General features: G+C 40.3%; 21 protein-coding genes and 1 riboswitch. Of the genes, 15 read left to right on the forward strand and 6 right to left on the reverse strand.

Going from position 1 to position 23,817, the window contains the following annotated elements; translation table 11 throughout:
- Positions 1-40: 40 nt before the first annotated feature.
- The 15 genes from MMU07_RS10750 to MMU07_RS10820 all read left to right on the forward strand — a co-directional run bounded on the left by MMU07_RS10750 (position 41) and on the right by MMU07_RS10820 (position 16,265).
- Positions 41-367: a HesB/IscA family protein gene (locus tag MMU07_RS10750; protein ID WP_241125879.1), complete on the forward strand. Its 327-nt coding sequence runs from the start codon at positions 41-43 to the stop codon at positions 365-367.
- Between the two features lie 118 nt (positions 368-485).
- Positions 486-1,580, forward strand: coding sequence for a glycine cleavage system aminomethyltransferase GcvT (gcvT, locus tag MMU07_RS10755; protein WP_241125880.1), 1,095 nt, complete (start codon positions 486-488; stop codon positions 1,578-1,580).
- A gap of 64 nt (positions 1,581-1,644) precedes the next feature.
- Positions 1,645-2,367 (forward strand): 2-phosphosulfolactate phosphatase, encoded by a 723-nt coding sequence (locus MMU07_RS10760; protein ID WP_241125881.1) that lies wholly within the window; start codon positions 1,645-1,647, stop codon positions 2,365-2,367.
- Positions 2,368-2,478: 111 nt separating this feature from the next.
- Complete coding sequence (locus MMU07_RS10765) at positions 2,479-3,405, forward strand: ribose-phosphate pyrophosphokinase (protein WP_241125882.1); 927 nt, start codon at positions 2,479-2,481, stop codon at positions 3,403-3,405.
- A gap of 40 nt (positions 3,406-3,445) precedes the next feature.
- Positions 3,446-4,018, forward strand: a complete 573-nt coding sequence (locus MMU07_RS10770; protein WP_241125883.1) for a 50S ribosomal protein L25/general stress protein Ctc — start codon at positions 3,446-3,448, stop codon at positions 4,016-4,018.
- Positions 4,019-4,104: 86 nt separating this feature from the next.
- Positions 4,105-4,665: an aminoacyl-tRNA hydrolase gene (gene pth / locus MMU07_RS10775; RefSeq protein ID WP_241125884.1), complete on the forward strand. Its 561-nt coding sequence runs from the start codon at positions 4,105-4,107 to the stop codon at positions 4,663-4,665.
- 261 nt (positions 4,666-4,926) lie between these two features.
- A riboswitch (SAM riboswitch) is annotated at positions 4,927-5,034 on the forward strand.
- Between the two features lie 187 nt (positions 5,035-5,221).
- Positions 5,222-6,391 carry a trans-sulfuration enzyme family protein gene (locus MMU07_RS10780; RefSeq protein WP_241125885.1) on the forward strand — a complete coding sequence of 390 codons (1,170 nt, stop codon included), beginning with the start codon at positions 5,222-5,224 and terminating at the stop codon, positions 6,389-6,391.
- A gap of 56 nt (positions 6,392-6,447) precedes the next feature.
- Entirely contained in the window at positions 6,448-7,692 is a 1,245-nt protein-coding gene (locus MMU07_RS10785; RefSeq protein ID WP_241125886.1) for a serpin family protein, read from the forward strand.
- A gap of 142 nt (positions 7,693-7,834) precedes the next feature.
- On the forward strand, positions 7,835-8,389 hold the full coding sequence (locus MMU07_RS10790; RefSeq protein ID WP_241125887.1) for a YdeI/OmpD-associated family protein: 555 nt from the start codon (positions 7,835-7,837) through the stop codon (positions 8,387-8,389).
- Positions 8,390-8,394: 5 nt separating this feature from the next.
- Positions 8,395-8,820 (forward strand): DUF1801 domain-containing protein, encoded by a 426-nt coding sequence (locus MMU07_RS10795; RefSeq protein WP_241125888.1) that lies wholly within the window; start codon positions 8,395-8,397, stop codon positions 8,818-8,820.
- A gap of 98 nt (positions 8,821-8,918) precedes the next feature.
- On the forward strand, positions 8,919-9,332 hold the full coding sequence (locus tag MMU07_RS10800) for a hypothetical protein (RefSeq protein ID WP_241125889.1): 414 nt from the start codon (positions 8,919-8,921) through the stop codon (positions 9,330-9,332).
- Between the two features lie 78 nt (positions 9,333-9,410).
- Complete coding sequence (locus MMU07_RS10805) at positions 9,411-10,907, forward strand: efflux RND transporter periplasmic adaptor subunit (RefSeq protein WP_241125890.1); 1,497 nt, start codon at positions 9,411-9,413, stop codon at positions 10,905-10,907.
- A 67-nt stretch (positions 10,908-10,974) separates the two neighbouring features.
- Positions 10,975-14,064 carry an efflux RND transporter permease subunit gene (locus tag MMU07_RS10810; RefSeq protein ID WP_241125891.1) on the forward strand — a complete coding sequence of 1,030 codons (3,090 nt, stop codon included), beginning with the start codon at positions 10,975-10,977 and terminating at the stop codon, positions 14,062-14,064.
- Positions 14,061-15,242, forward strand: a complete 1,182-nt coding sequence (locus MMU07_RS10815; RefSeq protein ID WP_241125892.1) for a TolC family protein — start codon at positions 14,061-14,063, stop codon at positions 15,240-15,242. The genes MMU07_RS10810 and MMU07_RS10815 overlap by 4 nt, the downstream gene beginning before the upstream one ends.
- Positions 15,243-15,851: 609 nt before the next feature.
- Entirely contained in the window at positions 15,852-16,265 is a 414-nt protein-coding gene (locus MMU07_RS10820) for a hypothetical protein (RefSeq protein ID WP_241125893.1), read from the forward strand.
- Here MMU07_RS10820 and MMU07_RS10825 read toward each other — a convergent pair.
- The 6 genes from MMU07_RS10825 to MMU07_RS10850 form a co-directional block, all read right to left on the reverse strand.
- Positions 16,234-19,380 (reverse strand): AsmA family protein, encoded by a 3,147-nt coding sequence (locus MMU07_RS10825; RefSeq protein ID WP_241125894.1) that lies wholly within the window; start codon positions 19,378-19,380, stop codon positions 16,234-16,236. The genes MMU07_RS10820 and MMU07_RS10825 overlap by 32 nt on opposite strands.
- 324 nt (positions 19,381-19,704) lie before the next feature.
- The gene (locus MMU07_RS10830) at positions 19,705-21,147 is read right to left on the reverse strand and encodes a sulfatase family protein (RefSeq protein ID WP_241125895.1); all 1,443 of its coding nucleotides are present in this window, start codon (positions 21,145-21,147) and stop codon (positions 19,705-19,707) included.
- Positions 21,148-21,269: 122 nt separating this feature from the next.
- Positions 21,270-21,602, reverse strand: coding sequence for a nucleotidyltransferase family protein (locus MMU07_RS10835; RefSeq protein ID WP_241125896.1), 333 nt, complete (start codon positions 21,600-21,602; stop codon positions 21,270-21,272).
- Positions 21,603-21,661: 59 nt separating this feature from the next.
- Positions 21,662-22,213, reverse strand: coding sequence for an NADPH-dependent FMN reductase (locus MMU07_RS10840; RefSeq protein WP_241125897.1), 552 nt, complete (start codon positions 22,211-22,213; stop codon positions 21,662-21,664).
- 52 nt (positions 22,214-22,265) lie between these two features.
- Positions 22,266-22,709: a DUF1572 family protein gene (locus tag MMU07_RS10845; protein WP_241125898.1), complete on the reverse strand. Its 444-nt coding sequence runs from the start codon at positions 22,707-22,709 to the stop codon at positions 22,266-22,268.
- 3 nt (positions 22,710-22,712) lie between these two features.
- On the reverse strand, positions 22,713-23,804 hold the full coding sequence (locus tag MMU07_RS10850; RefSeq protein ID WP_241125899.1) for a 6-phosphofructokinase: 1,092 nt from the start codon (positions 23,802-23,804) through the stop codon (positions 22,713-22,715).
- Positions 23,805-23,817: the final 13 nt, after the last annotated feature.

Below are 23,817 nucleotides of genomic sequence, written 5' to 3' on the forward strand. Positions count from 1 at the left end.
ATACTCATGCTTTGTACAACTGAATTTAATACTTAAAGATATGATAACTGTTTCGGAAAAGGCAAAGGAAAGAATCCTTTCATTGAGAAAAGAAGAAGGAAGATCCGAAAATGAAAACATCAGGGTTTCTGTCAAGGGAGGCGGATGTTCAGGTTTGATGTATGATCTTGGATTCGATGCCAGTTTGGTAGAGACTGACCATGTATTTGAAGACAAGGGCATCAAAATTCTAGTAGACAGAAAAAGCCTGCTCTATCTTGCGGGAACTGTTCTTGAATTTACAGATGGTTTGAATGGCAAAGGCTTTCAATTTGTCAATCCAAACGCTTCAAGAACCTGCGGATGCGGAGAAAGTTTCTCGGTATAAACCACACCTTCAAAATTTAAAAAGAGATGCTGATAAGTTTTATCAGCATTTTTTGTTTCAGGCAGGGAAACTTTTATTCCAATTGTTACCTTTGCCGACAAGAAAATAGACCCTAATCATGTCAGAAAACATCAAAAAAATACAACTCAATGACCTCCATATTGCTTTGGGAGGTAAAATGGTTCCTTTTGCAGGATTCAATATGCCGGTAAGGTATTCTTCAGACACGGAAGAACACCATACAGTCAGACAGGGAGTCGGTGTATTTGACGTTTCACACATGGGGGAATTTATGGTGAGAGGCCCAAAAGCCCTTGACCTCATCCAAAAAGTCACCTCAAACGATGCTTCCAAACTTGTCATTGGCCAAGCTCAATACTCCTGCTTTCCAAATGAAACTGAAGGAATTGTGGATGATCTAATCGTATACAAATTCGGAGAGCAGGAATATATGTTGGTCGTCAATGCCTCCAATATCGAAAAGGATTGGAATTGGATCAACAAACATAATGACATGGGTGCAGCGTTGGAAAATATATCTGACAGCATTTCCCTTTTTGCCATCCAAGGACCCAAGGCCATCGAAGCAGTCCAATCCCTGACAAGTATCAACCTTTCTGATATCAAATTTTATCATTTTGCAGTTGGGGATTTTGCAGGAGTAGAGGATGTCATCATATCCGGGACGGGATATACAGGTGCCGGAGGATTTGAGGTATATGTCAAAAATGAGGATGCAGAAAAGGTTTGGAATGCGGTTTTTGAAGCAGGAAAGGCCTACGATATCAAGCCGATTGGCCTTGGGGCAAGAGATACTCTGAGACTGGAAATGGGTTATTGTCTATATGGAAATGACATCAACGATGAAACATCTCCGATTGAAGCCGGACTTGGATGGATCACCAAATTCACCAAGGATTTTATCAATAGTGAAAATCTTAAAAAGCAAAAAGAAAACGGGGTAAGCAAAAAATTGGTAGGATTTATCTTACAGGAAAAGGGCATCCCAAGAGGCCATTACCCTATTGTCAACCTTGAAGGCGAAACCATCGGTGAGGTAACCTCAGGTACAATGACACCTTCTATGGGAGTAGGTATTGGGATGGGATATGTCAAATCTGAATACGCTGCCCCTGGAACTGAAATCGCCATAACAGTCCGAAATAAAAATCTTTTGGCAAAGGTTGAGAAATTTCCTTTGTACAAAAAGTAAGCTAAAAAAAATCATACTAGCCCGCAAGAGGATCATTTTGCGGTTTTTTTATATACCGTCAATCATGAGAAATATTGAAGTATGTGTGAGTCCAGAATTGATTCACCTGTATGATACCAAAGAAAAGAATGTGGTCATAGTGGATATTTTCAGGGCTACCTCTACTATGATGGCTGCCTTGGCAAATGGCGTTGAATCCATCACTCCTATCATGGACTTGGAAGCATGCAGGGATTTTGCTTCTAAGGGATACATTATTGCAGGAGAAAGGAACGGGCTGGCAGCAGAAGGGTTTGAATTGGGAAATTCCCCATTAGCTTATCTAAACCAAGCTTATTCAGGTAAAAAAATCGCCATGACCACTACAAACGGTACTTTGGCGATTGAAAAAACGAAAGAGGATGCACATCAGGTTTTACTTGGAGCATTTGTCAACCTTAAGGCAACAGCCCAATACCTTATCCGACAGTCTCAAGACGTTTTAATTCTTTGCGCAGGTTGGAAAGGAAAATTCAATTTGGAGGATTCCTTATATGCCGGAGCTTTGGTCAATTGTTTACATCCTCACTTTCGGACAGACTGTGACACTGCAATAGCATTGAAGAGTCTTTATGAAAGTAATGCCCATAGACTTCAGATATTCCTAGGCCAAGCCTCCCATGCCAAAAGATTGCAAAATCAAAATATTGAAGCTGACATAGATTTTTGCTTGACTTTGGATATGTACCAAATAGTTGGAGTACTCACGGGAGATCTCTTGAAAGGGGTTCTTCCAAAAACCGAATAGAGCCAAATATTATCCCAATATTTGTTTCTTAAATTCTGAAAGCAATCAATTTTCAATACCTTTACACCTACAAAGAAGCCTTTCTATTCACAGATTATCCCGTATACCATCATGTCTGAGGTCAAACTCTTCTCCGGAACAAATAGTATCCAACTTTCAGAAAAAATTGCCAAACATTACGGAAAACGTCTTGGAGATCTTACCATCTCCAAATTCAGTGATGGAGAACTATCTCCAAGCTACAATGAATCAGTGAGAGGCTGTACTGTTTTTTTGATACAGACTACCAATCCTACTGCAGATAACCTACTGGAACTCTGTCTTATGATTGATGCAGCAAAAAGAGCGAGTGCCTACAAAGTCTGTGCAGTAATTCCTTATTATGGTTATGCCAGGCAGGACAGGAAAGACAGACCTAGGGTTTCTATTGCTGCAAAACTCATTGCCAATATGCTGACCTCAGCAGGAGCAGACAGAATCATGACATGTGACCTTCATGCGGGACAAATTCAGGGTTTTTTTGATATCCCCTTGGATCATTTAAATGGATCAGCTATTTTTGTGCCCTATTTGGAAAGGCTTGCCTTAGACAATATGATTTTTGCAGCTCCTGATGTAGGAGGTGTCGCAAGGGCAAGGTCTTACGCAAAGCACTTCGAAGTAGAAATGGTCGTCTGTGACAAGCACAGAAAAAGAGCCAACGAGATTGCTTCTATGCAGGTGATAGGAGATGTGGAGGGTAAGGATGTGATTTTAGTGGATGACCTTGTTGATACAGCAGGTACACTTTGCAAAGCAGCACAGATCTTGATGGAGAAAGGTGCAACTTCAGTAAGGGCGATTGCAACACATGGTGTATTGTCCGGAAATGCTTACCAAAACATAGAAAACTCTGTTTTGAAGGAATTGGTCATCACAGATACAATTCCTATGAAGCAGGTTTCTTCAAAAATCAGAGTCCTTTCAGTTTCAGACTTGTTTGCAAAAGCAATACATGCCGTTACAGGAAATACCTCTATCAGTGCATTATTTATTTAGGATTACTTAATCAATTATATACAAACAAATTAAAAAATTTATGAAATCATTAGAGATTATAGGGTTTAAAAGAGCAAATCTCGAGAGTGGAGAGTTGAAGCAGATCCGTGAAGAAGGTAGTGTACCTTGCGTAGTTTATGGTCCTGCTATCAAAGAACAAATCCACTTTTATTCTCCTGCCATACTATTCAGAGACCTTGTTTACACACCTGATGTACACATGGTTGACTTAAATATCGAAGGCAACAAAATGAAAGCTGTATTGAAAGATTGCCAGTTTCACCCTGTAAGTGACGTTTTGTTGCATGCGGATTTCTTGGCATTCAGTCCTGACAAACCAATCAAATTTGAAATTCCTGTAGAAATTGTAGGTACAGCTCCAGGTGTTCAAAAAGGTGGTAAGCTGGAATTCAAAACCAGAAAAATTGCTGTAAAAGGGTTGGCAGGCAGTCTTCCTGACAAAATAAGAGTTGACGTCTCAAACTTGGAACTTGGAAAATCATTCAGAGTTGGAGAACTTAAGGCTGAAGGATTTGATATCCTTACAAGTCCGAATGTATCCATCATTTCAATCGGTATCCCAAGAGCGTTGAGAGGTAAAAAAGGTGAATAATTTCACTTATTAAACCAATAAATCAAATCCTGCTTAGTCCTTAAGCAGGATTTTTTATTTTTGCTTCACTTTACAAAATTGAATTGATGAAATATTTGATTGTTGGACTTGGAAATATCGGTCCTGAATATGCACTGACAAGGCACAATGTGGGATTTTTGACTCTGGACAGGCTTGCCGATAAACAAGGAGTAACTTGGAAAAGCGATCGCCTCGCATTTAGTACTAATTTCAAGTACAAAAGCAGACAGATTTATATGATTAAACCCACGACTTACATGAATCTCAGCGGTAAGGCGGTGAATTATTGGATGAAGGAATTGGATATACCCAAAGAAAACATCATGGTCATCGTGGATGATGTTGCCTTGCCTTTTGGCAAACTGAGGATGCGGGGAAAAGGATCTTCAGCCGGTCATAATGGATTGAAAAACATCGAAGAACTTACCGGAGGTCAGGACTATCCCAGATTGAGATTCGGGATTGGTGATGATTTCCCCAAAGGAAGACAGGTAGAATACGTCCTAGGAAGATGGACCCAAAAAGAAATCGATGAACTTCCGATTTTTATGGACAAAGCCATAGACATGGTCCTAAGTTTCTGCACCGTCGGGATCAATATGACGATGACTCAATTTAATGATTAACAAGACATGAGATTTGAGACGTGAGACATGAGACAACAAATCTTACCCGAATTCAATATCCATAAATATCCAGTATCAATAAATATCTATTTCAACCTTATTTCAATCATATTTCAACCTTATTTCAACCCTATTTCCATCGTATTTCAACCCTATTTCCATCATATTTCAATCTAATATCCCCTCAATAAAAAAGTATTATGAAATAATCTTTTGAAATCAACTTTTTGGAAACTTTCTTTGTGCACACTTCAGGCAACTGATTTATAAAGAAGAGGTGAGAGAACAGGCTCGCTGACCCTCTGGCAACCATCCCGACACATCGAGAAAGGTGCCAATACCTGCCCGGACAAACGGGACCTATAAATTAGACATTATGCGATTTCATCTCTATTTTCATATTCTGGGATTATTTAAAATTGGGAAGTACGAAGTACAATGTACTATGTACCAAGTATTAGCGCCAAGTTTTTTAATTTCATCAGATTCCAGTTCCTGCCAATTCCTTATTTCTAAGCACATCTAACCTATTAACCAATAGCTAAATACCAATCCTATGTCCCATTTTGAAACCGACGCCATCCGTATCAGTGCAAGCAAATCAAGCCAAAGAGAGCATTCCTCGCCGATTTACCTGACTTCAAGTTTTACTTTCGATTCAGCCGAAGAAGCAAGGCAAATGTTTGCGGAGGAAATTGAAGGAAATATCTATTCCAGGTATTCCAATCCCAATTCTTCGGACCTGATCCAAAAGGTATGTGCAGCAGAAGGGACAGAGTACGGAATTGCTACTGCATCGGGAATGGCAGCCATGTTTGGAAGTATTGCATCCCTTTTGCAGCAAGGAGACCATATTTTGGCTTCCCGCTCCCTTTTTGGTTCCACACATCAGCTACTCACGCGCATTTTCCCAAAATGGGGAATCACTTCCACTTACGGAGATATTTCGGATTTTCAACATTGGGACAAACTCGTGCAGCCTAACACCAAAATGCTGTTTATCGAAACTCCATCCAATCCGGGATTAGAAATCATTGACTTAGAATGGGCAGGAAAATTTGCTGAAGCACATAAATTGATCCTCGTAGTGGACAATTGCTTTGCCACACCTTACCTGCAGCAACCTGCAAAATGGGGCGCACATATCGTGACACATTCTGCCACCAAGTACATCGACGGTCAAGGTCGGGTTTTGGGAGGTTTGATTTTGGGCAAAAAAGAATTGATCAAAGAAGTAGAATTTTTCACCAGACATACCGGACCATCCATCTCTCCCTTCAATGCCTGGATTTTGTCAAAAAGCATGGAAACCTTGGCTGTCAGAATGGACAGGCATTGTGAAAATGCCTTGAAAGTCGCCTCCTATTTTGAAGAAAATACTGAAATTGACTTTGTCAAATATCCGTTCCTTCCCTCCCATCCTCAATATGAACTTGCCAAAAAACAAATGAAACAAGGTGGAGGAATCATTACCCTTACCTTGAAAGGAGGATTGTCTAGGGCACAAAAATTCATTGATTCCCTTCAGATGGTATCTATCACTCCAAACCTCGGAGACAGCCGCAGCATCGTCACCCATCCGGCATCTACTACGCATAGTAAACTTTCGGTAGACGAAAGGGCTAAAGTGGGGATTTCAGATGGTTTGGTAAGACTTTCAGTGGGTTTGGAACATTATGAAGATATTATTCAGGATGTAGAAAGGGCATTGGAGAAATCTAAGTAATTTTCATTGTAGCGTTTTGCCACTATTTTCCGTCTAGTCAATCAAATGCTTAAACTATGAAAAAACTTCTCCTATCCCTCTTTTCATTTGGCGCACTATTCTTTGCCTGTGTGCCTTCCGAAGAAATAAAACCTGCAGAAGCTAATTTGAGAACATTGGCGGCTTATGAAAAAGAACTGGCCAATTCAAGCACCAAATTCGCGCTTGATCTTTTTGCGCAGTTGAATGACCCTGAAGAACCCAATCAGTTTTATAGTCCTTACAGCATCCATCAGGCGCTCTCCATGACTATGAATGGGAATAAGGGGGAAGTTCTCCAAGAATTTGTTGATCTTCTTAGGTATGAGGGGATGAGTATGGATGATGCCAACCGTGGCTCCAAAGAAATGACTGAATTTTTGCTCCAAGTCGATCCGAAAGTGAAAATGGCCATTGCCAATGCCATTTGGTACAAGCAGGGGTATCAGGTGCAGGTACCTTTCAAAAACACCGCTAGGGAATACTACAATGCTGAAATCGCCGCACTTGACATGCGCAATCCCAATTCAGTCAACATCATCAACAACTGGATAGCGCAGAAAACCAACAACCTGATCAAAGACATGTTGGACCAAATCCCCTCCAATGCAGTCATGTATCTGGTCAATGCCATTTATTACAAAGCTGATTGGAAGTATCAATTTGATGCATCAAAGACAAAAAAGGAAAACTTCTATCCAAATCCTGGGAATCCTGCTTTGGTAGACATGATGGACTCGGATAAACCTTCCGCATTTAGAAGTTATTTTGGAGATGGATACCACTACTTTGAAATACCCTATTCCACAGGCCAATATTCCATGGGTATTCTGTACAATCCGCAAGGAAATCTTGATCAGATAAGCCAATACTTGAATTTGGGTAACCTTGAAATGTGGAGAAAAAACTCATCAGAGCAAAACTTCATTCTTAAAATGCCCAAATTCAAGATGAAGTACAAAATGGCAAACATGAAAGATGACCTTATGGAAATGGGATTGGTCAAGCCTTTCTCTTTCCATCCCGATAACTTCACCAAATTGTTTTCTAATCCCACAGATGATCTGAAAATATCCAGAGTCATTCATGATGCCGTAATTGAGGTGGATGAAAAAGGTACCGAAGCTGCTGCTGCTACGATAGTGGAAGTGGTTGAAAGAACTTCGATGCCTACCGGCCCCAGAACCGTGGTCTTAGATAAACCGTTCATCTTTTTTATTCAGGAAAAACACAGCGGTGCAATTCTATTTATGGGGAAACTGGGTGATCCTTCAAAACTTTGAAGTTATGTCAGTCATGAACAAAAGGCATAAAAGGTCGACTTTTGTGCCTTTTGTGCTATTTCATTATTTTTTGTCAAAGCCTGAGGCTGGTATTTTATCGGAATCAGAATTAAATTAGATTCCCAATCTAATCTTTCCCAAAATGATCAAAAACCCAATGGATATCATGGATAAACTGAAATCCATTATTTCGCAAACTGAACTGGAAAGGACAGTCAAATGGGGAATAGACGTATATACTTATCAGGGCCAAAATATTTTGGGTATTGCAGCCTTCAAATCCTATGTGGGGATTTGGTTTTACAATGGCGTCTTTTTATCTGATCCTGCACAGGTTTTGGTCAACGCCCAAGAGGGCAAAACCAAATCACAACGGCAATGGCGGTTTCAATCCATCGATGAAATCAATCCCGATTTAATCATTTCTTACATCCAAGAGGCCATTAATAATGCTAAAAATGGGCTTAAACCTGACATCCAGAAATCTAGGGAAACAGAAATTCCCACCATACTCAGTGAGGCCTTGTCTTCGGACGAAGAATTCAATTTCTGTTTTGAAAAACTAAGCGATTACAAGAAAAAAGAATATTCGACCTACATAAAGGAAGCCAAACGGGAAGCAACCCAATTGTCTCGGCTGGAAAAAATAAAACCTATGATCATGCAAGGAATTGGATTGAACGACAAATACAAATAGGAACCATGACCAAGAACAAAACCCAGGAAACGGACAGTTCTGTAACGGATTTTATTAATTCCTTTGAGAATGAACAAAAAAGAAAAGACAGCTTTGAACTGATCCGGATTTTCGGGGAAGTGTCAGGTTTTGAACCCAAAATGTGGGGTCCAAGTATCATTGGATTTGGGTCATACCATTATAAATATGATAGCGGACACGAAGGAGATGCACCGCTTTTGGGATTCTCACCGAGAAAGGCTGCTATTTCCCTTTATTTTTCCTGTGATGTAAAAGGTCAGCACGGTGGGCTGCTAGCCCAATTAGGCAAATTCAAAAACGGCAAATCCTGTGTGTATATCAACAAGCTTTCAGATGTGAAGGAAGATGTCATCAAAGCTTTGGCCAAAGAATCCATCAGGTTCATTCAGGAAAAACACCCCTCTAAGTGACTTTGTCATTGGGCAGTTTATTTGGATCATTTATATTTAAAACAGATAACTTGCATTCAATGATGAATCATTTGATGTGTTCTTTATATTTGAATTAAATGCTGAAAAACTATCTGTCCCTGTTTTTTTTATCACTCTCTACATTGATGATGTTGGGCCACAGCATTTTGCCTCACCACCACCACGGACATGCTGAAGACTTTTTCCACAATCACCACTCACACCAAGGCGATGTCATAGGTTTTAATTCAGCTGATCATCATGGCCTATTGGATAATGTCTTTTCATTTGTTCCTCACGGACAAAGAGGAGTGGAATGCATCTCCTGTCCCAATATGGACGAGACATTTAACAAACAGTATTTTGATTTTCATGCTAGCGATTGTTCATATCTCAAAATCAGTTTATCTGCATTTGTTGTAAAAAAACAGTTTTTTGAACCTATTGAAGCTTCACTAATAGTTGGCTATTTTCCACCCGGTGGATTAAGAGCACCGCCGTTTTTTAGCTGATTTCATTGTGACCAACAATCCTGTTTGGATTCTCTTTGGCACACCATCTCCTATTCAAAATCTAAATTTAACATTTCCATGAAAAAGGCAAATACCCTTTTGGCTTGGCTGTTGGTTTTCGCTTTCAGTTGCGACCAAGCCCATGACCATAGCCACGATGAGGAAGAATCGATCCCGCCGGTGGCATTGACCTCCTATTCAGACAAAACCGAGCTTTTTGTAGACTTTCCTTACCTGATAGCCGGAAAACCCACAACCATGATGGTGCACCTGACCAGTCTCGGTGAAAGATTCCAACCTATTCAAGACGGAAAAATCAAAGTCACCCTTACTGTGGACGGGAAAAACATTTTGGCTGAAGCAAATAGTCAGGCAAGTACCGGTATCTATGAAGTGGAGATCAGCCCGGAATCAACTGGTGAAGGGAAACTCACCTTTGATGTCCAAACCGGTCAAAGTTCAGACCAATTTGTTTTTGAAAACATCGAAGTTTTCACTGACTTGGTAGCTGTGGTTAGAAACCAGAAAGAAGCAACATCCGCAAATGAAATCTCTTATTTGAAGCCTCAGGCTTGGAACATTGAGTTTGCAAATGAACCGGTACGCAGGGTTACCTTCAGGGAAATCCTCAAAACAAGCGGTCAGGTTCTTCCTGCACCAGGAGATGAAACGGTGATCACAGCCAATTCAGGGGGTGCGGTCCTTTTTGCAAGTAACAAAACGATCATTGGATCAAAGCTGAACGTCGGCGACCATCTTTTTACCATCACAGGCGGAAGCCTTGCACAGGGAAATCCCGATGTCTACTACAAAGAAACCAAAGCCAAATACGAATTGGCCAAAGCTGAATTTGAACGGGCTGAAATTTTGGTCAAGGACAAAATTATTTCGGAACGGGATTTTCTCAAGACCAAACTTGAGTATGACAATATGCAGTCTAGCTTTCAGGCAGTTTCCAAAAACTATTCCGCTTCCGGCCAAAAAGTAACCACAAATTCAAATGGTTTTCTCAAAAATCTCCTTGTTTCGGAAGGTCAATACGTGGAACCGGGGATGCCTTTGGCCTTGGTCAGCAAAAACAAAAAAATAGTCCTTCAGGCAAATGTCTCTCAAAAGTACTTCCAAAAATTACCTTCCATCAGCGCTGCCAATTTTAAAATCATCAGCGAAGAGACGGTTTTCGATACGGAAGACATGAACGGCAAGGTTATTTCCTTCGGAAAAAGCACTTCTGAAAACACGTCCTACATACCGATCTCTTTCGAAATAGACAACATTGGAAATATCATCCCGGGATCAGTGGCTGAGGTTTACCTGAAATCTTCCCCCATCCCGGATGCCTTGGTGATTCCTTCGGCTGCCTTGATGGAAGAGCTTGGAAATTTCTTTGTTTTTGTACAGACAGGTGGAGAAACTTTTGAAAAAAGAGAAATCAAATTGGGGGGCAATGACGGAAAACATGTACAGGTACTCTCAGGAGTGAAAGAAGGAGAAAGAGTCGTCACCAAAGGAGCATATGCCATCAAATTGGCAAGTGCCTCAGGAGCGATTCCGGAACATGGTCACTCCCATTGACCTTGAGTTGTTTTGTAGGGATACTACCCTATACTACTGATTTTCAATTTTATATATCGAGAAAAACATGCTCAACAGAATTTTAAAATTTTCACTTAACAACAGGCTTTTGGTCATTGTCGGGTTTGGTTTGTTATCACTTTTTGGGACATACATTGCCTTCAATATGGAGGTGGATGTTTTCCCTGACCTGACGGCGCCTACTGTGGTGGTCTTGACTGAAGCCCACGGCATGGCCCCGGAAGAGGTGGAGCGTCTTGTAACCTTTCCTATAGAAACTTCTGTCAACGGTGCAAGTAACGTCCGACGTGTGCGGAGTGCTTCATCGGGAGGCTTCTCTATTGTTTGGGTTGAATTCGAATGGGATACAGATATCTACCGGGCAAGACAAGTGGTCAACGAAAAATTAGCCACCATATCTGATAGGCTTCCTAACGGGGTAGGAACTCCCACTATGGCACCGCAATCTTCCATTATGGGAGAAATTATGTTTGTCGCTCTTTCTGCTGACAGCACCTCCATGATGGACTTGCGAACAATCGCTGATTGGATTATCCGGCCAAGGCTTTTGGCCACAGGTGGTGTGGCCCAGGTAATCGTTTATGGTGGAGATTTCAGGCAATACCAAATACAGGCCAATCCGCAAAGGATGAACTTTCACGGGGTCTCCCTTTCGGAACTTATTGCTGCTTCCGGAGAATCCAACGGTAACTCTTCAGGAGGATTTTTGAATGAGTATGGAAATGAATACATCATCAAGGGGATTGGAAGAACGAATAACGTAAGCGAAATCGGAAGGTCCATTATCAAAAAATCAAATGGACAGGTCATCAGGATCGAAGATGTCGCAGAAATCAAAATCGGAGCAGCACCAAAAATCGGCGATGCTTCCAATAACGGTAAGCCATCTGTGGTGCTCGCTGTTTCCAAACAACCAAGTGTCAATACTTTGGAATTGACCTCAAAAATCGATGAAGCCGTCTTTGACCTTCAAAAAACCTTGCCTGCAGACATTGTCATCAATACCAAAGTTTTCAGGCAGGCAGATTTTATCAACGCCTCCATCAGCAATATCCAAAGAACCCTGATGGAAGGAAGTGCCTTTGTGGTGATCGTTCTCTTTTTGTTTTTGATGAATTGGCGGGCAACGGTCATTTCCCTATTGGCGATTCCTATCTCTCTGCTTGTGGCAATTTTGACCTTAAAGTGGCTTGGTTTTACGATCAACACCATGAGTCTCGGAGGCATGGCGATCGCAATCGGTGATTTGGTAGACGATGCTATCATTGATGTGGAGAATGTTTTGAAAAGGCTGAAGGAAAATGCCAAGAAACCAAAAGCAGAAAGAACCAATCAGATTGAGGTTATTTTTAATGCCTCCTTTGAAATCCGTCAATCCATCATCAATGCTACATTTATCATCATTGTGGCATTTATTCCCCTCTTCTTTCTCTCAGGAATGGAAGGAAAGCTTTTAGCACCATTGGGCATCGCCTTTATCGTGGCGCTTTTTGCTTCCCTGATCATTGCCATCACATTGACACCGGTGCTGTGCAGCTATATGCTGACAAATGAAGAAAGGCTCGAAAAACAGGAGAAGGAAAGTTGGCTCGTGACCAAACTTCAAGTGTCCTATGTTACTTTTTTGGAGTTTGCTATGAAGTGGAAGAAGTCTTTTATCGGTTCGGCGCTGGGAATGTTGGTTTTGGCTATTTTGGCATTTACCCAATTGGGCAGAAGCTTTTTACCGGAATTTAATGAGGGGGCTTTGACTTTGGCTGTTGTATCATTACCGGGACTTTCATTGGAAGAAAGCAATAAAATCGGAAAAAGGGTTGAGGATATCCTTCTGACTATTCCTGAAATAATATCCACTACAAGAAGGACCGGCAGGGCGGAATTGGATGAACATGCCCAAGGCGTCAATTCTTCTGAAATTGAGGTTCCTTTTGAACTTGGGGAAAGAACTAGGTCGGAATTTTTGGCAGACTTAAGGGATAAACTTTCTGTTGTGAAGGAAGCCAATATTTCAATAGGTCAACCGATTTCACACAGAATCGACCACATGCTTTCGGGTACACGGGCAAACATTGCCATCAAAATATTTGGCTCGGACCTCAACAGGATGAATTCGCTGGGCAATCAGATCAAAAATGAAATCCAGGATATCGAAGGATTGGTAGACCTGAGTGTGGAACCACAGATCGAAATCCCCCAAATCCAGATCAAGGCCAAAAGAGAAATGTTGAGCCACTATGGGATTACCATCGGGCAGTTCAATGAATTTGTAGATGTAGGATTATCGGGTGAAAAAGTTTCTGATATCTACGAGGAAAACCGCTCCTTTGACCTGATTGTGAGGTTTGATCCACAAAGCAGGGGAAAAATGGAGGATATCATCAACACCCAGATTGATACCCATACGGGTGAAAAAATTCCGCTTCATTACGTGGCTGACATTGTATCCGCCAGTGGACCCAATACGATCAACAGGGAAAATGTCCAAAGAAAAACAGTCGTGTCTGCAAACGTATCGGGCCGTGATCAAAAATCGGTGGTCGACGAAGTGCGACAGAGGATAAACGACAACATCAATTTGCCCGAAGGATACCATGTCGAACTCGGTGGTCAATTTGAAGCTGAAGAAGAAGCCTCTTCTACCCTATTGATAGCTTCGATGTTCTCTTTATTGGTGATTTTTCTGATTCTTTTTCAGGAATTCAAAAATGCAAAAACAGCCTCAATCATTCTAATCAATCTGCCTCTTGCTTTGATAGGCGGGATTTTGAGTATCTATTTTACCAATGGAATACTGAGCATTCCTGCCATCATCGGGTTCATCACCTTATTTGGCATTGCTACCCGAAACGGCATTTTATTGGTCTCCCACTATGAAACTTTGAGCGAAGAAGGCTTGGACCTTTACCAAACGGTCATTCAAGGCTCCAAAGATAGATTGAGTCCTATTTTGATGACTGCCATTACAGCCGGACTTGCCTTGATCCCCTTGGCTTTGGCAAGTGACCTTCCGGGAAATGAAATCCAAAGTCCAATGGCAAAAGTCATTTTGGGGGGATTGACTACTTCCACTCTTTTAAATCTCATCATCGTGCCGATGGTGTACTATCTATCCAAAACAAAATCTGAGATAAAATGAAAAAAATAATCTATTCATTACTGCTGACTTCACTCGTTGCCTTTCCTGTTTTGGCACAAGTCAGTATGGAAGATATCTTGGCAGAAATTGAGAAAAACAACAAAACCCTGCAGGCCAACGCCCAAAATACGGAGGCCCAAAAACTGGGTTTCAAATCCAACAATCCACTCTACAATCCCAATGTGGAATACGATTTCATGTATGGCTTTCCATTGAATGCCGGAAATCAGACGGACTTTTTGGTCAATCAGGCTTTTGATTTTCCTACTTCTTACAGCAAAAGAAAGCAACTTTCTGAAGGAAGGGTTTCCCAATCCGATTTTCAATACAATGCCGGCAGGCAAGAAATCCTCTTTGAGGCGCAAAACACCTGCATAGAATTGATTTATAGAAACAAGCTGCATATTCAACTCCAAGAAAGGAAAGCATTTACCGAAAGCCTTTTAGCTAATTTTGAAAAAAGGCTCGATACCGGAGATGGCAATATCCTCGATGTCAATAAGGCTAGGCTTCAATTGATTGAGATCAACAAAGATTACCAGCTTAACCTGTCACAAGTAAACCAACTGACTCAGCGATTGACAGGACTCAACGGTGGGGCTGAAATCGCCTTCCCATCTACCGATTATCCCCTAGTGGCGGAAATGGAAGATTTTGAGGTGCTTTTCACGGAAATTCAGGCTAAAGACCCTACTTTAAAATTTATAGAAATGGATATCGCCTCGGCACAAAAACAGCTGGAACTTTCCAAAGCCCTTGCCCTTCCAAAACTGGAAGCAGGTTACCGCCACCAGGCAATTTTGGGACAGAGGTTCAATGGCTTCCATTTGGGGACAACCATTCCACTTTGGGAAAACAAATACAAAGTCAGGCAAAGTGAAGCCGAACTCTCCACTTCAGGCCTCAAAGTCCTTCAATACCAAAATGACAAATACTCCTCCTCTCGCCAGCTTTATGAAAAATACCTGAAACTTTCGACAACATTAAGAGAATACCAATCGGTGTTGGCAGCGCTCAACAGCAAAGACTATCTCGATAAAGCCTTGGCAGTAGGACATATATCTACGACAGAATATTTTCTGGAAAGCAATTACTATTACATGGCTTACAACAATTACCTTCAAACAGAATTTGAATACCATGCCACTGTTGCTGAGATTTTAAAATTCAGGTTGTAAACAAATTGGGTTCAGTTGAGACCTTTTATCATCCTTTGGGTGAAAATGGATCTTTATATTTTATCCTGATTGGTTTCTTGATAATCTGAAAAATCCATGAAGTGCAACAGCTATACCGCCTACAATTAAATAATCAACTTTGTGTTTTGAAAGCGAGGAGCAAATAGCCAATAAACTTTCCTTTAGGGTATCCTCCATATAAAATGAACGGCTTTATTGTTTTTTAACCTTTCTTATTTCTGCTATTAACTTTTCAAAATCAATTAGGTGTTTTATTGAAGATGGTTCAGCAATTTTCTTGTCTTCACTCGATTTTAATTCTTTAAATGATTTGAATTTTTTTACCGACTTCATTTTTAAGCTTTATAAATGTTACAACGATTCTATTTAACAAAATACTGCCATTTTTCAAAAAAAGCCTTGGCCGCAGGACAAATATCTACCATCGAATATTTTCTGGAAAGCAATTAGTATTACATGGCTTACTATAATTACCTTCAAACAGAATTTGAATACCATGCCACTGTTGCTGAGATTTTAAAATTCAGGTTGTAAAACTCTAATATATTTCCTTTAATTGTGTATGGTAAGTTTTAGAAAGTATAGCAATTGAATAAATTCCTCACCCCCAAATTCGCAGCAAACGGAATCCTGCTGATTACCTCAGCTACCTTGGTATTCCATTTTTTAATTCTATTCGGAATAATCCCATTTGAAAATACCTGGGGAGGAAGGTTGGAAAACAGAGAACAAATGTTTGTGTTTGAATCGATCTCCATTTTGGTGACACTTTTGGTAATGGGAGCTGTAGGAATTTCCTCAGGCTATTTGAATTGGAAAGTCAAACCTATTTTCCTCAAGGTTTTCTTCTACATCCTGATGGTTGTATTTGCCCTCAATACATTGGGAAATATTTTCGCAAACAATGACTTCGAAAAATTCTTTGCCACTCCTTTGACTTTGATATTGGCTATTTTCTGCTGGAGATTGGCTATTTCAACTTCTTATCCTTTGCCAAGCTGACTTTGTAGTCGTCAGGAGTACCTTTCATATTGACATTAACGAATCTCACCCGCCTATTGCCATCCCGGTAGACAATGGAATCTTCTTGGTCGGGATCAATTTCATCTTTGTTTTTGCCTGCAAAAAGTGACTTGAATCCAACGGAAGTGACCAATCCCAACGGGATTCTGATAAAATAATCCATATTCATGTCCAGGCTTTGTTTACCCGACAACTCAATGAATCCAAGACTTGAATTGATATTCATTCTGGGAATGAATAAGATTCCTTCTTTCAATTCAAAAGTATTTTTCAAGGTATCAAACCTGACATTATTGAGGTTTTTGTCAGAAAAGAAGGATGACATGGCACTGAGAGGTGCGAAATTTACCAAGCTCCCTTGATAGACGGTCAGGTCCATATCAGCCTCAGATTTGTCAATGATGGGCGTCAGGTCCGGATACACAAGGAATTTACTTTTGATGGTGCCACTGACTCTGCCATGTAAGTTTTCATTGATCAAATAATCTTGACCAAAGTTTTCAAATTTGAACAACAGTTTATCCAAATCAAGTTTCTTGGCTTCCATGGTACTGTGGAAATAGATATGTTTAGGATCACTTCCGTTAAAGTAGCCTTTGATTGCCAAGCTTCCGTCTGCCGCACGGAGCGAAAGTGTATCCAAATGGATATAGTGGTTTTTGGTGGTTCGTGCTACAGCATGAAAATCCTCCAACCAAAAATTATGGTAATTCAATTTACTTATTGCAGCCTCAAACGACATATCTGAAAACGGCAATTCAAACACATTAAAGGCTTCCTGATGGTTGGTATCTACATCGATCCCTTGAAAAGCCATTAATTCATCTAGGTTAAGCGCATTGGATTTCAGAGAAAAATAATTGGTCCTGACATGTAATGAATCAGGTTCTCCGAGGAAGTAACCTAATTTGAAGTTAAAATCGGATTCACCCATTCTACCACCAAAATCCTCCATCGTCAGGTAGTCATTTTCATAATGAAGCCTTCCTTTGAAATCATACAGCTGCAAAGGGTGGATTTTAAACTTGCCATCCAAACTCGAAAGATAAAAATCTGCTGATTTGAATTTACCATCGTAATGGAGGTCAAGGCTACCTTTCAGATTCAATTTGTCAATTTCCTCTTTTTGGTAATCCTTGGGCAAATAATTAACTCCGTTATAGCTTAGAAGATCGCTGATATTAAGATGATTGGAGACCAGGTCAAATTCAAACCTACTATCTCCTGTTGTGAATTCCTGAAACCATTTGTTGTAATTCAACACTTTTCCTGAAAAATGGAAATCGCTTTTATCAATTTCTCCGGAGAAATCCTTTACTTCCATCATCTCTTCATCAATGAGAATATCTGCGTGAAAATCATGAAAAGCATGGGGGTAATTTTTGAATTTGGCATGAAAATCCTCAATGAAAAACTCACCTTTTGGCAAATGTGTAAAATTTTTCAAATCAGCACCTGTAGATTCAAATGAAAGTGACATACTAAAATCAGTAATGACTTCTTGAAGGCTTGTATCCTCCGGAGTCAACTGACCCACGTCAATTGTTCGTGACATCGCTTTCAGTTCCGACCTGACAGCTTTATTTTGTCCATGTATCAAAGCCGGAAAATCATCAATCGACCCTGAAAGCTTGAAGTCTGAATCCTCAATTTTGAAAGAAAGATTTTCAAGTTTAAGATTCCCATTTTTCATGTATGCATACACATTGGCACTTTTTACAGAAAGGGGATAATCCTGCAATTTGAAATTTAGATTTTTGACGATCAACTCACTTTCAAGACTGTTTTTGATTGCAGTCAATCCTGTAGTGCCACTGTCTAAGCTTATCAACTCATCAAAATCCATATTTACGATCACCTGACCGCTAAAACCTTCCAAACCATCTACTTCAAAAAACTGCCCCAAAAACTCCAAATCCAAGTCGGCATTGAGGTTGACTTTCACATAAGGATCCTCAAAATTGCGGATGACCAATTTCCCTTCAAATTTTCCCTGATCAGGTTTTGCATGGAAATTCAAAAGCTGAAACTCTGAGGTCTTGAGGCTCCTTTCTGAACCATTGGTAAAAAATCCGGAAAACCTCAAATCATTGACCTTTCTGTTCCTGTCAGGGTTTACAAAATAGGCGTTGTCACATCCAAACTCAAATGCGATCTTAGGTACGTTGCCATTTCCAACTGTCCCATTGATACTGCCTTGGAAATAAACATCACCTTCATTTTGGTACTTTTTCAAAGCGGCCCCCGTCTCATTGGGTAAAAATGCTGCCAACAGGGAGAAATCCGGCTTTTCTCCTCCTACTTCCAAATCCAAAAATGTTTCCTCACCCAAAATGGCTTTTCCTGAAAGTGTCAGGTAAGCATCTTCCAAAGCTAATTTAGACCTGGTGATTGACACTTCACTTTTTGTTTTGTCATAATCAATTTCGATTTCTATTCCCAAATGCTTATTGGTAAAAAAGGATGGTTTCTCCCCAACCAAATAATCAAAAATCATTTTTGAGTTAAAATCAACTATGATGTGGTCCTCGATAATATTTATAGAAGCAAGACCTTTGGAAAGGTCCAATTGAACAGCACTCAGATCGGACAGGTCATTGTAGTTTACCTTAAATAAACTCAAGGAAATTCGGGAAAGGTTGATTTCCAATTCCTCATTTTCATTTTTTGCATTTGCCGAATCCAACCCAATCGCTTGAAGGAGATTGAGGTTTCCCTCTAAGTCTTTTTTCAAATCCAAAAAACCCTTTTCTAACTTGAGAGATTTGATATTATACTTCCCAACCAAAATATCCCAAATACTAAACCCTATATATAAGTCATTGACACTGAAAATCACTTCAGCGTTTTGCTTTTTCTCCTCATAGAAAACTACATTTTGAAGATCGATCGATACATATGGGAAATTAGCAAAAGGTGAAATCCGCGAATCCTTTACCTCCAATTTGCCATTAAATCCATCATTGAGTGAACCTATTGCAGTCTGGGTTAATTGCTTTTGATTTTGATAAAGCAAAAAAACCGACAAAGTGGGAACGATAGCAAAAATCAAAAAAACTATCAAAATTATGCCTAAAACAATCCTTTTATTCATTTTCAGAAATTAAAACCAACGATAATATAAACGCCAAAATCTCCTTTTTTGATTTGATGGTCAAAATAAATTATGTCTATCCGCTTTCTTGCAGGTAGCCAAACAATAATTTGTTGGACCCATTAAACACCCAGTGAACAGTGGACTGTCGGCTGTGGACGAGTATCCTCTTCGATACAACCTCCTGTAGCCCAATGCGCAACATTGCGGGTATTCATAAAATAAATTCCCCATTAATTGCCAAAATTACTTTTTCGGGTGAATAAGCTTGATACCTTTTGTTATTGTCAATCAAAAGTATAAATATTTCTGAATTGATTGCTACTAATTGACCTTCCCGGGTTCTCTGTTATTTTTTCCTTCACTGTTTTGTAGGGCATCCCCCATATCATTTCTTGCGATTTCAGCCAATTCATTGATTTTGGAAACGATAGTCGGATTTTGGGAAATTACATTTTCGGATTCGGATGGATCTGTGGGAATATGGTAAAGTTCCATTTCTTTCATCTCAATCATGTAATAATCAATCGGATTTCCATCATTTCGAAAAGCTTGCCCAGGTGCAATGCTTCTGTATTTGTGGGGGAAATAGAGTTTCCAGTCTCCCATGACTACGGCCTGAAGTTCATTTCTGTTGTAATAAATAAAGTAAGCATCCTGCTGTGAAGTTGCTTTTGCATCGCTCAGCATGGGGAAAATGCTTTTTCCGTCGATAGGCAACTTTGGCAATTCTGCTCCTGTAATCTGGGCTATGGTCGGTAAGATATCAATACTCATAGCGGGATTTTCCTGTACCAAATCGGCCGAAATCTGCCCTTTCCACTTCATGATGGCAGGTACTTTGACGCCCCCATCCCAAGATGTCCCCTTGCCTTCTTTGAGCGGACCTGCCGAACCGGAATGTCCTGAATAGGAAAGCCAAGGACCATTGTCTGACAAAAAGATGACCAGTGTATTTTCCTCCAATCCATTCTCTCTCAGGGCTTTCATCACTTCCCCTACTGACCAGTCAATCTCCATCACCACATCTCCATAAAGCCCTTTTGGGGATTTCCCTTTGAATTTATCAGAAACAAAAAGCGGTACATGGGGCATCGGATGCGCCAGATAAAGGAAAAAAGGATTCTCTTTATTTCGGCCGATAAAGTCAACAGCTTTCTCAGTAAACGTAGTTGTCAACATACTTTGGTCTGAAAAAAGCGTGTCCACAACTTTGTCATTTTGGTATAAAGGAAGCGGAGGATAGTAATTTTTTGACTGTGGATGATGGGGCCACATGTCATTGGAATAGGGAATTCCATAATATTCATCAAAGCCCTGATTGGTAGGCAAAAACTCAGGATGATGTCCCAAATGCCATTTCCCAAACATCCCTGTGTGATATCCCAAAGGTTTCAATATCTCGGCGATGGTAGTTTCCTCAGGATTCAAGCCATGCTTTGCAGTGTGGTCAAGCGCACCGTGTATCCCAAGCCTGTTGGCATATGTCCCGGTCAACAAAGCCGCTCTGGAAGCAGAACACACAGCTTGGGCCACGTAGAAATTGGTAAATTTGACACCTTCTTTTGCCATTTGGTCAAGATTAGGAGTAGGAATATCTGAACCATAGGTCCCCAAATCTCCATAACCCATATCATCTACAAAAATCAGAACAACATTGGGTTTATCGGACTCCGTAAATGGAATGTTAGAGTTTGCTTGGCTGGCAAATCTTGTAAAACAAATCAATACAAGTGTTAAAGTGATTTTATTGGCTGAAATCCGCATGGGTTAAGAGGTGTTTCGGGGAGAATGATAAATAGAGATTTGATTTTGTTCCAGTAGGAATGAATTAAAATCGGGAAGGTTTAAGAAAAAATTGAAATCCATAAAGTTTAATTCATCGAGTTCTATAACCTAACAGATTTCAAATTTTTTCCATTATATATCTCAACCCCAATCCTGTCAATATGATTTTTCAACTCCTGTTCCTGAATGCTGTGGTAGTTCAGCACATCAAATTTATATGGCATCCGGGTTTCTTCATTGAGCAGATAGCTAACGTGGCTAATGGTTTCAAAATCCAAATGCCGACCTTTTAGCGCGATATCCACATCACTTCCATTCTTGTAATTTCCTTTTGCTCTACTCCCAAAAACAATAGCTTTTTCTATTTTGGGAAATTTCTCCAAAACAGAAAGTATTTCTTCTAAGTCTCTTTCCAAAAGGCCAAACTCATTCATTTGATTTCTGCTTAAAACTAAGTTGTAATGCACTGATCACTGGAAACTGAGACTGCAAACTATTTATCTAATCTTTCCACCAACCAAATATAATCTTCCAAGAACTTCTCAATTGGCTTCTCAAAGGAAGGATCCAAAAGATCACCCTTCTCATCAAACTTCTTGTCCATCTGCGGTGTCACCAACAAAGTGGGAGAAACAATCCCAAATAGTGCGACCGATAATTGGACCAATTGCTGGGCAGCGCGCATCCCTCCCATCATTCCTGTTGATCCTGTAACGATTCCAAAGGCTTTTTGCTTGTAGATGGATTTGGAAAAATAATCCAGAAAATTCTTCATGACAGAAGAATAGCCCCCATTATATTCAGGAGAGACGATGATAAACCCATCTGCCTCATCCATTTTTGTAAACAGATTCAGGTATTCAGCAGGAACATCATCCTTTGATTGCCACACTTTTTGGATTGGTGGCATAAATGATGCTTTCATGTCAATCAAGTCGATATGGAGATTTCCCACCTTTTCCAACCTCTTTGATAAGTTCACGGCAATTCGATAGGAAATAGAACCATTCCTGGGGCTCCCCGAAATAATGACAATTTTCTTCATCAAAAACAGTTTAAAACATTGAAAATAAATAATTTAAAAACACTCCTATCAATCAATTGTCCAATAACCTTCTGTGGTAATTGACCTGTCCCAAATGGTAATTCAAATGACTCTGCAAGTGAATCATGAAATATTCGTAAGTCATTGTTTTGCCGAAAACCTCTAGTGGATAGTTGGAAGAAAAATTATCTTCCTCAAATTCAGAAACGGTAACATTGATAACCTGAATAGTCTCCAAAATCTGTTTTACTAAATTGGCTTTTGGTAAATTCTTCAATGAAAATTCCGCCTCTCTGTTTCTGATATATCCGGTATTTCCTATTACAGCACCTATAAAATGCTTAAGATTACCGACTAGGTGAAGAACCAAGGTTCCGGCAGAATTGCTGATATCGCCAGAAACTTTCCAGATATTCTCCTCCAGTCTATAAGCCTCCAATTCGGAAATGAGTTTATTCAAATCCCTTTCAAACAGTAGAATCAACACGTCTTTCATACCCTAATCTCCAAATGTAATTCCGAGATCTTTTGCTCCTTTGACAATAAAACTGTCTTTTCTTACAAAATTATAATCTCTAGTTGCTTCTTCTAAGGGTACAGCTATGAAATCGTTGTTTTGAAAAGCAACCATTTTGCCAAATTCACCATTGGCAACCATTTCAAAAGCTTTTACACCAAAAAGGGAGGCCAAAACCCTGTCAAATGCTGAAGGTGTTCCTCCCCTTTGGACGTGTCCTAATACCGTTTCCCTGATTTCGGCAGTGATACCGGCATCTTTGAGCTGTTGGGTCAACTGATAGGCCACCCCTCCCAATCTCACATGTCGCGAACCTTCATCTCCGGCATGTGATACTATAGTTCCTTCTTTTGCTTTTGCCCCTTCGGCAATAACTATAATGACAAATCCTCTTCCTTTATCATATCGGGATTGGATTTTTTCCACCAATTTCTTGATATCATACGGAATCTCCGGAATCAGACAAATCTCTGCCCCACCCGAAATAGCCGTATGCAAAGCAATCCAACCGGCATCCCTTCCCATGACCTCCATGATCATCACCCGATGATGGCTTTCCGCTGTTGTCACCAACTTATCCAAACTATCGGAAGCAATCTGCACAGCCGTCTGAAAACCAAAGGTCATATCAGTGGCAGAAAGGTCATTGTCGATGGTTTTAGGAACCCCCACTATGTTGAGCCCATGATTGAAAAGTGCCTGGGAAATCTTCTGTGAACCATCACCCCCGATATTGATAACAGCATCAAAACCAAGCTCTTGGATTCGTTCAGCCAAAACATTGGTCCTGTCCACAAATTTGACATTGCCGTGTTCATCTTTGACCGGAAAATGCAAAGGATCAGCTTTATTGGTGGTTTTCAGGATGGTGCCACCCTTCACATGGATTCCTGCAACTTTCCTTTTTGTGAGTTTGATTATTTCGGGAGGATCAGAATACACGCCGTTAAAAGCCTCCCTACTTCCATATACTTCCCAATCTTTTTCTTTCTTGGCTCTTTTGCAGATCCCTCTGATCACTGCATTCAACCCGGGGCAATCTCCCCCTCCGGTAGCTATCAAAAGTTTTTTCATATTACATTAAAAT

This window comes from Cognataquiflexum nitidum (assembly GCF_022538055.1).
Lineage (GTDB): Bacteria > Bacteroidota > Bacteroidia > Cytophagales > Cyclobacteriaceae > Cognataquiflexum > Cognataquiflexum nitidum.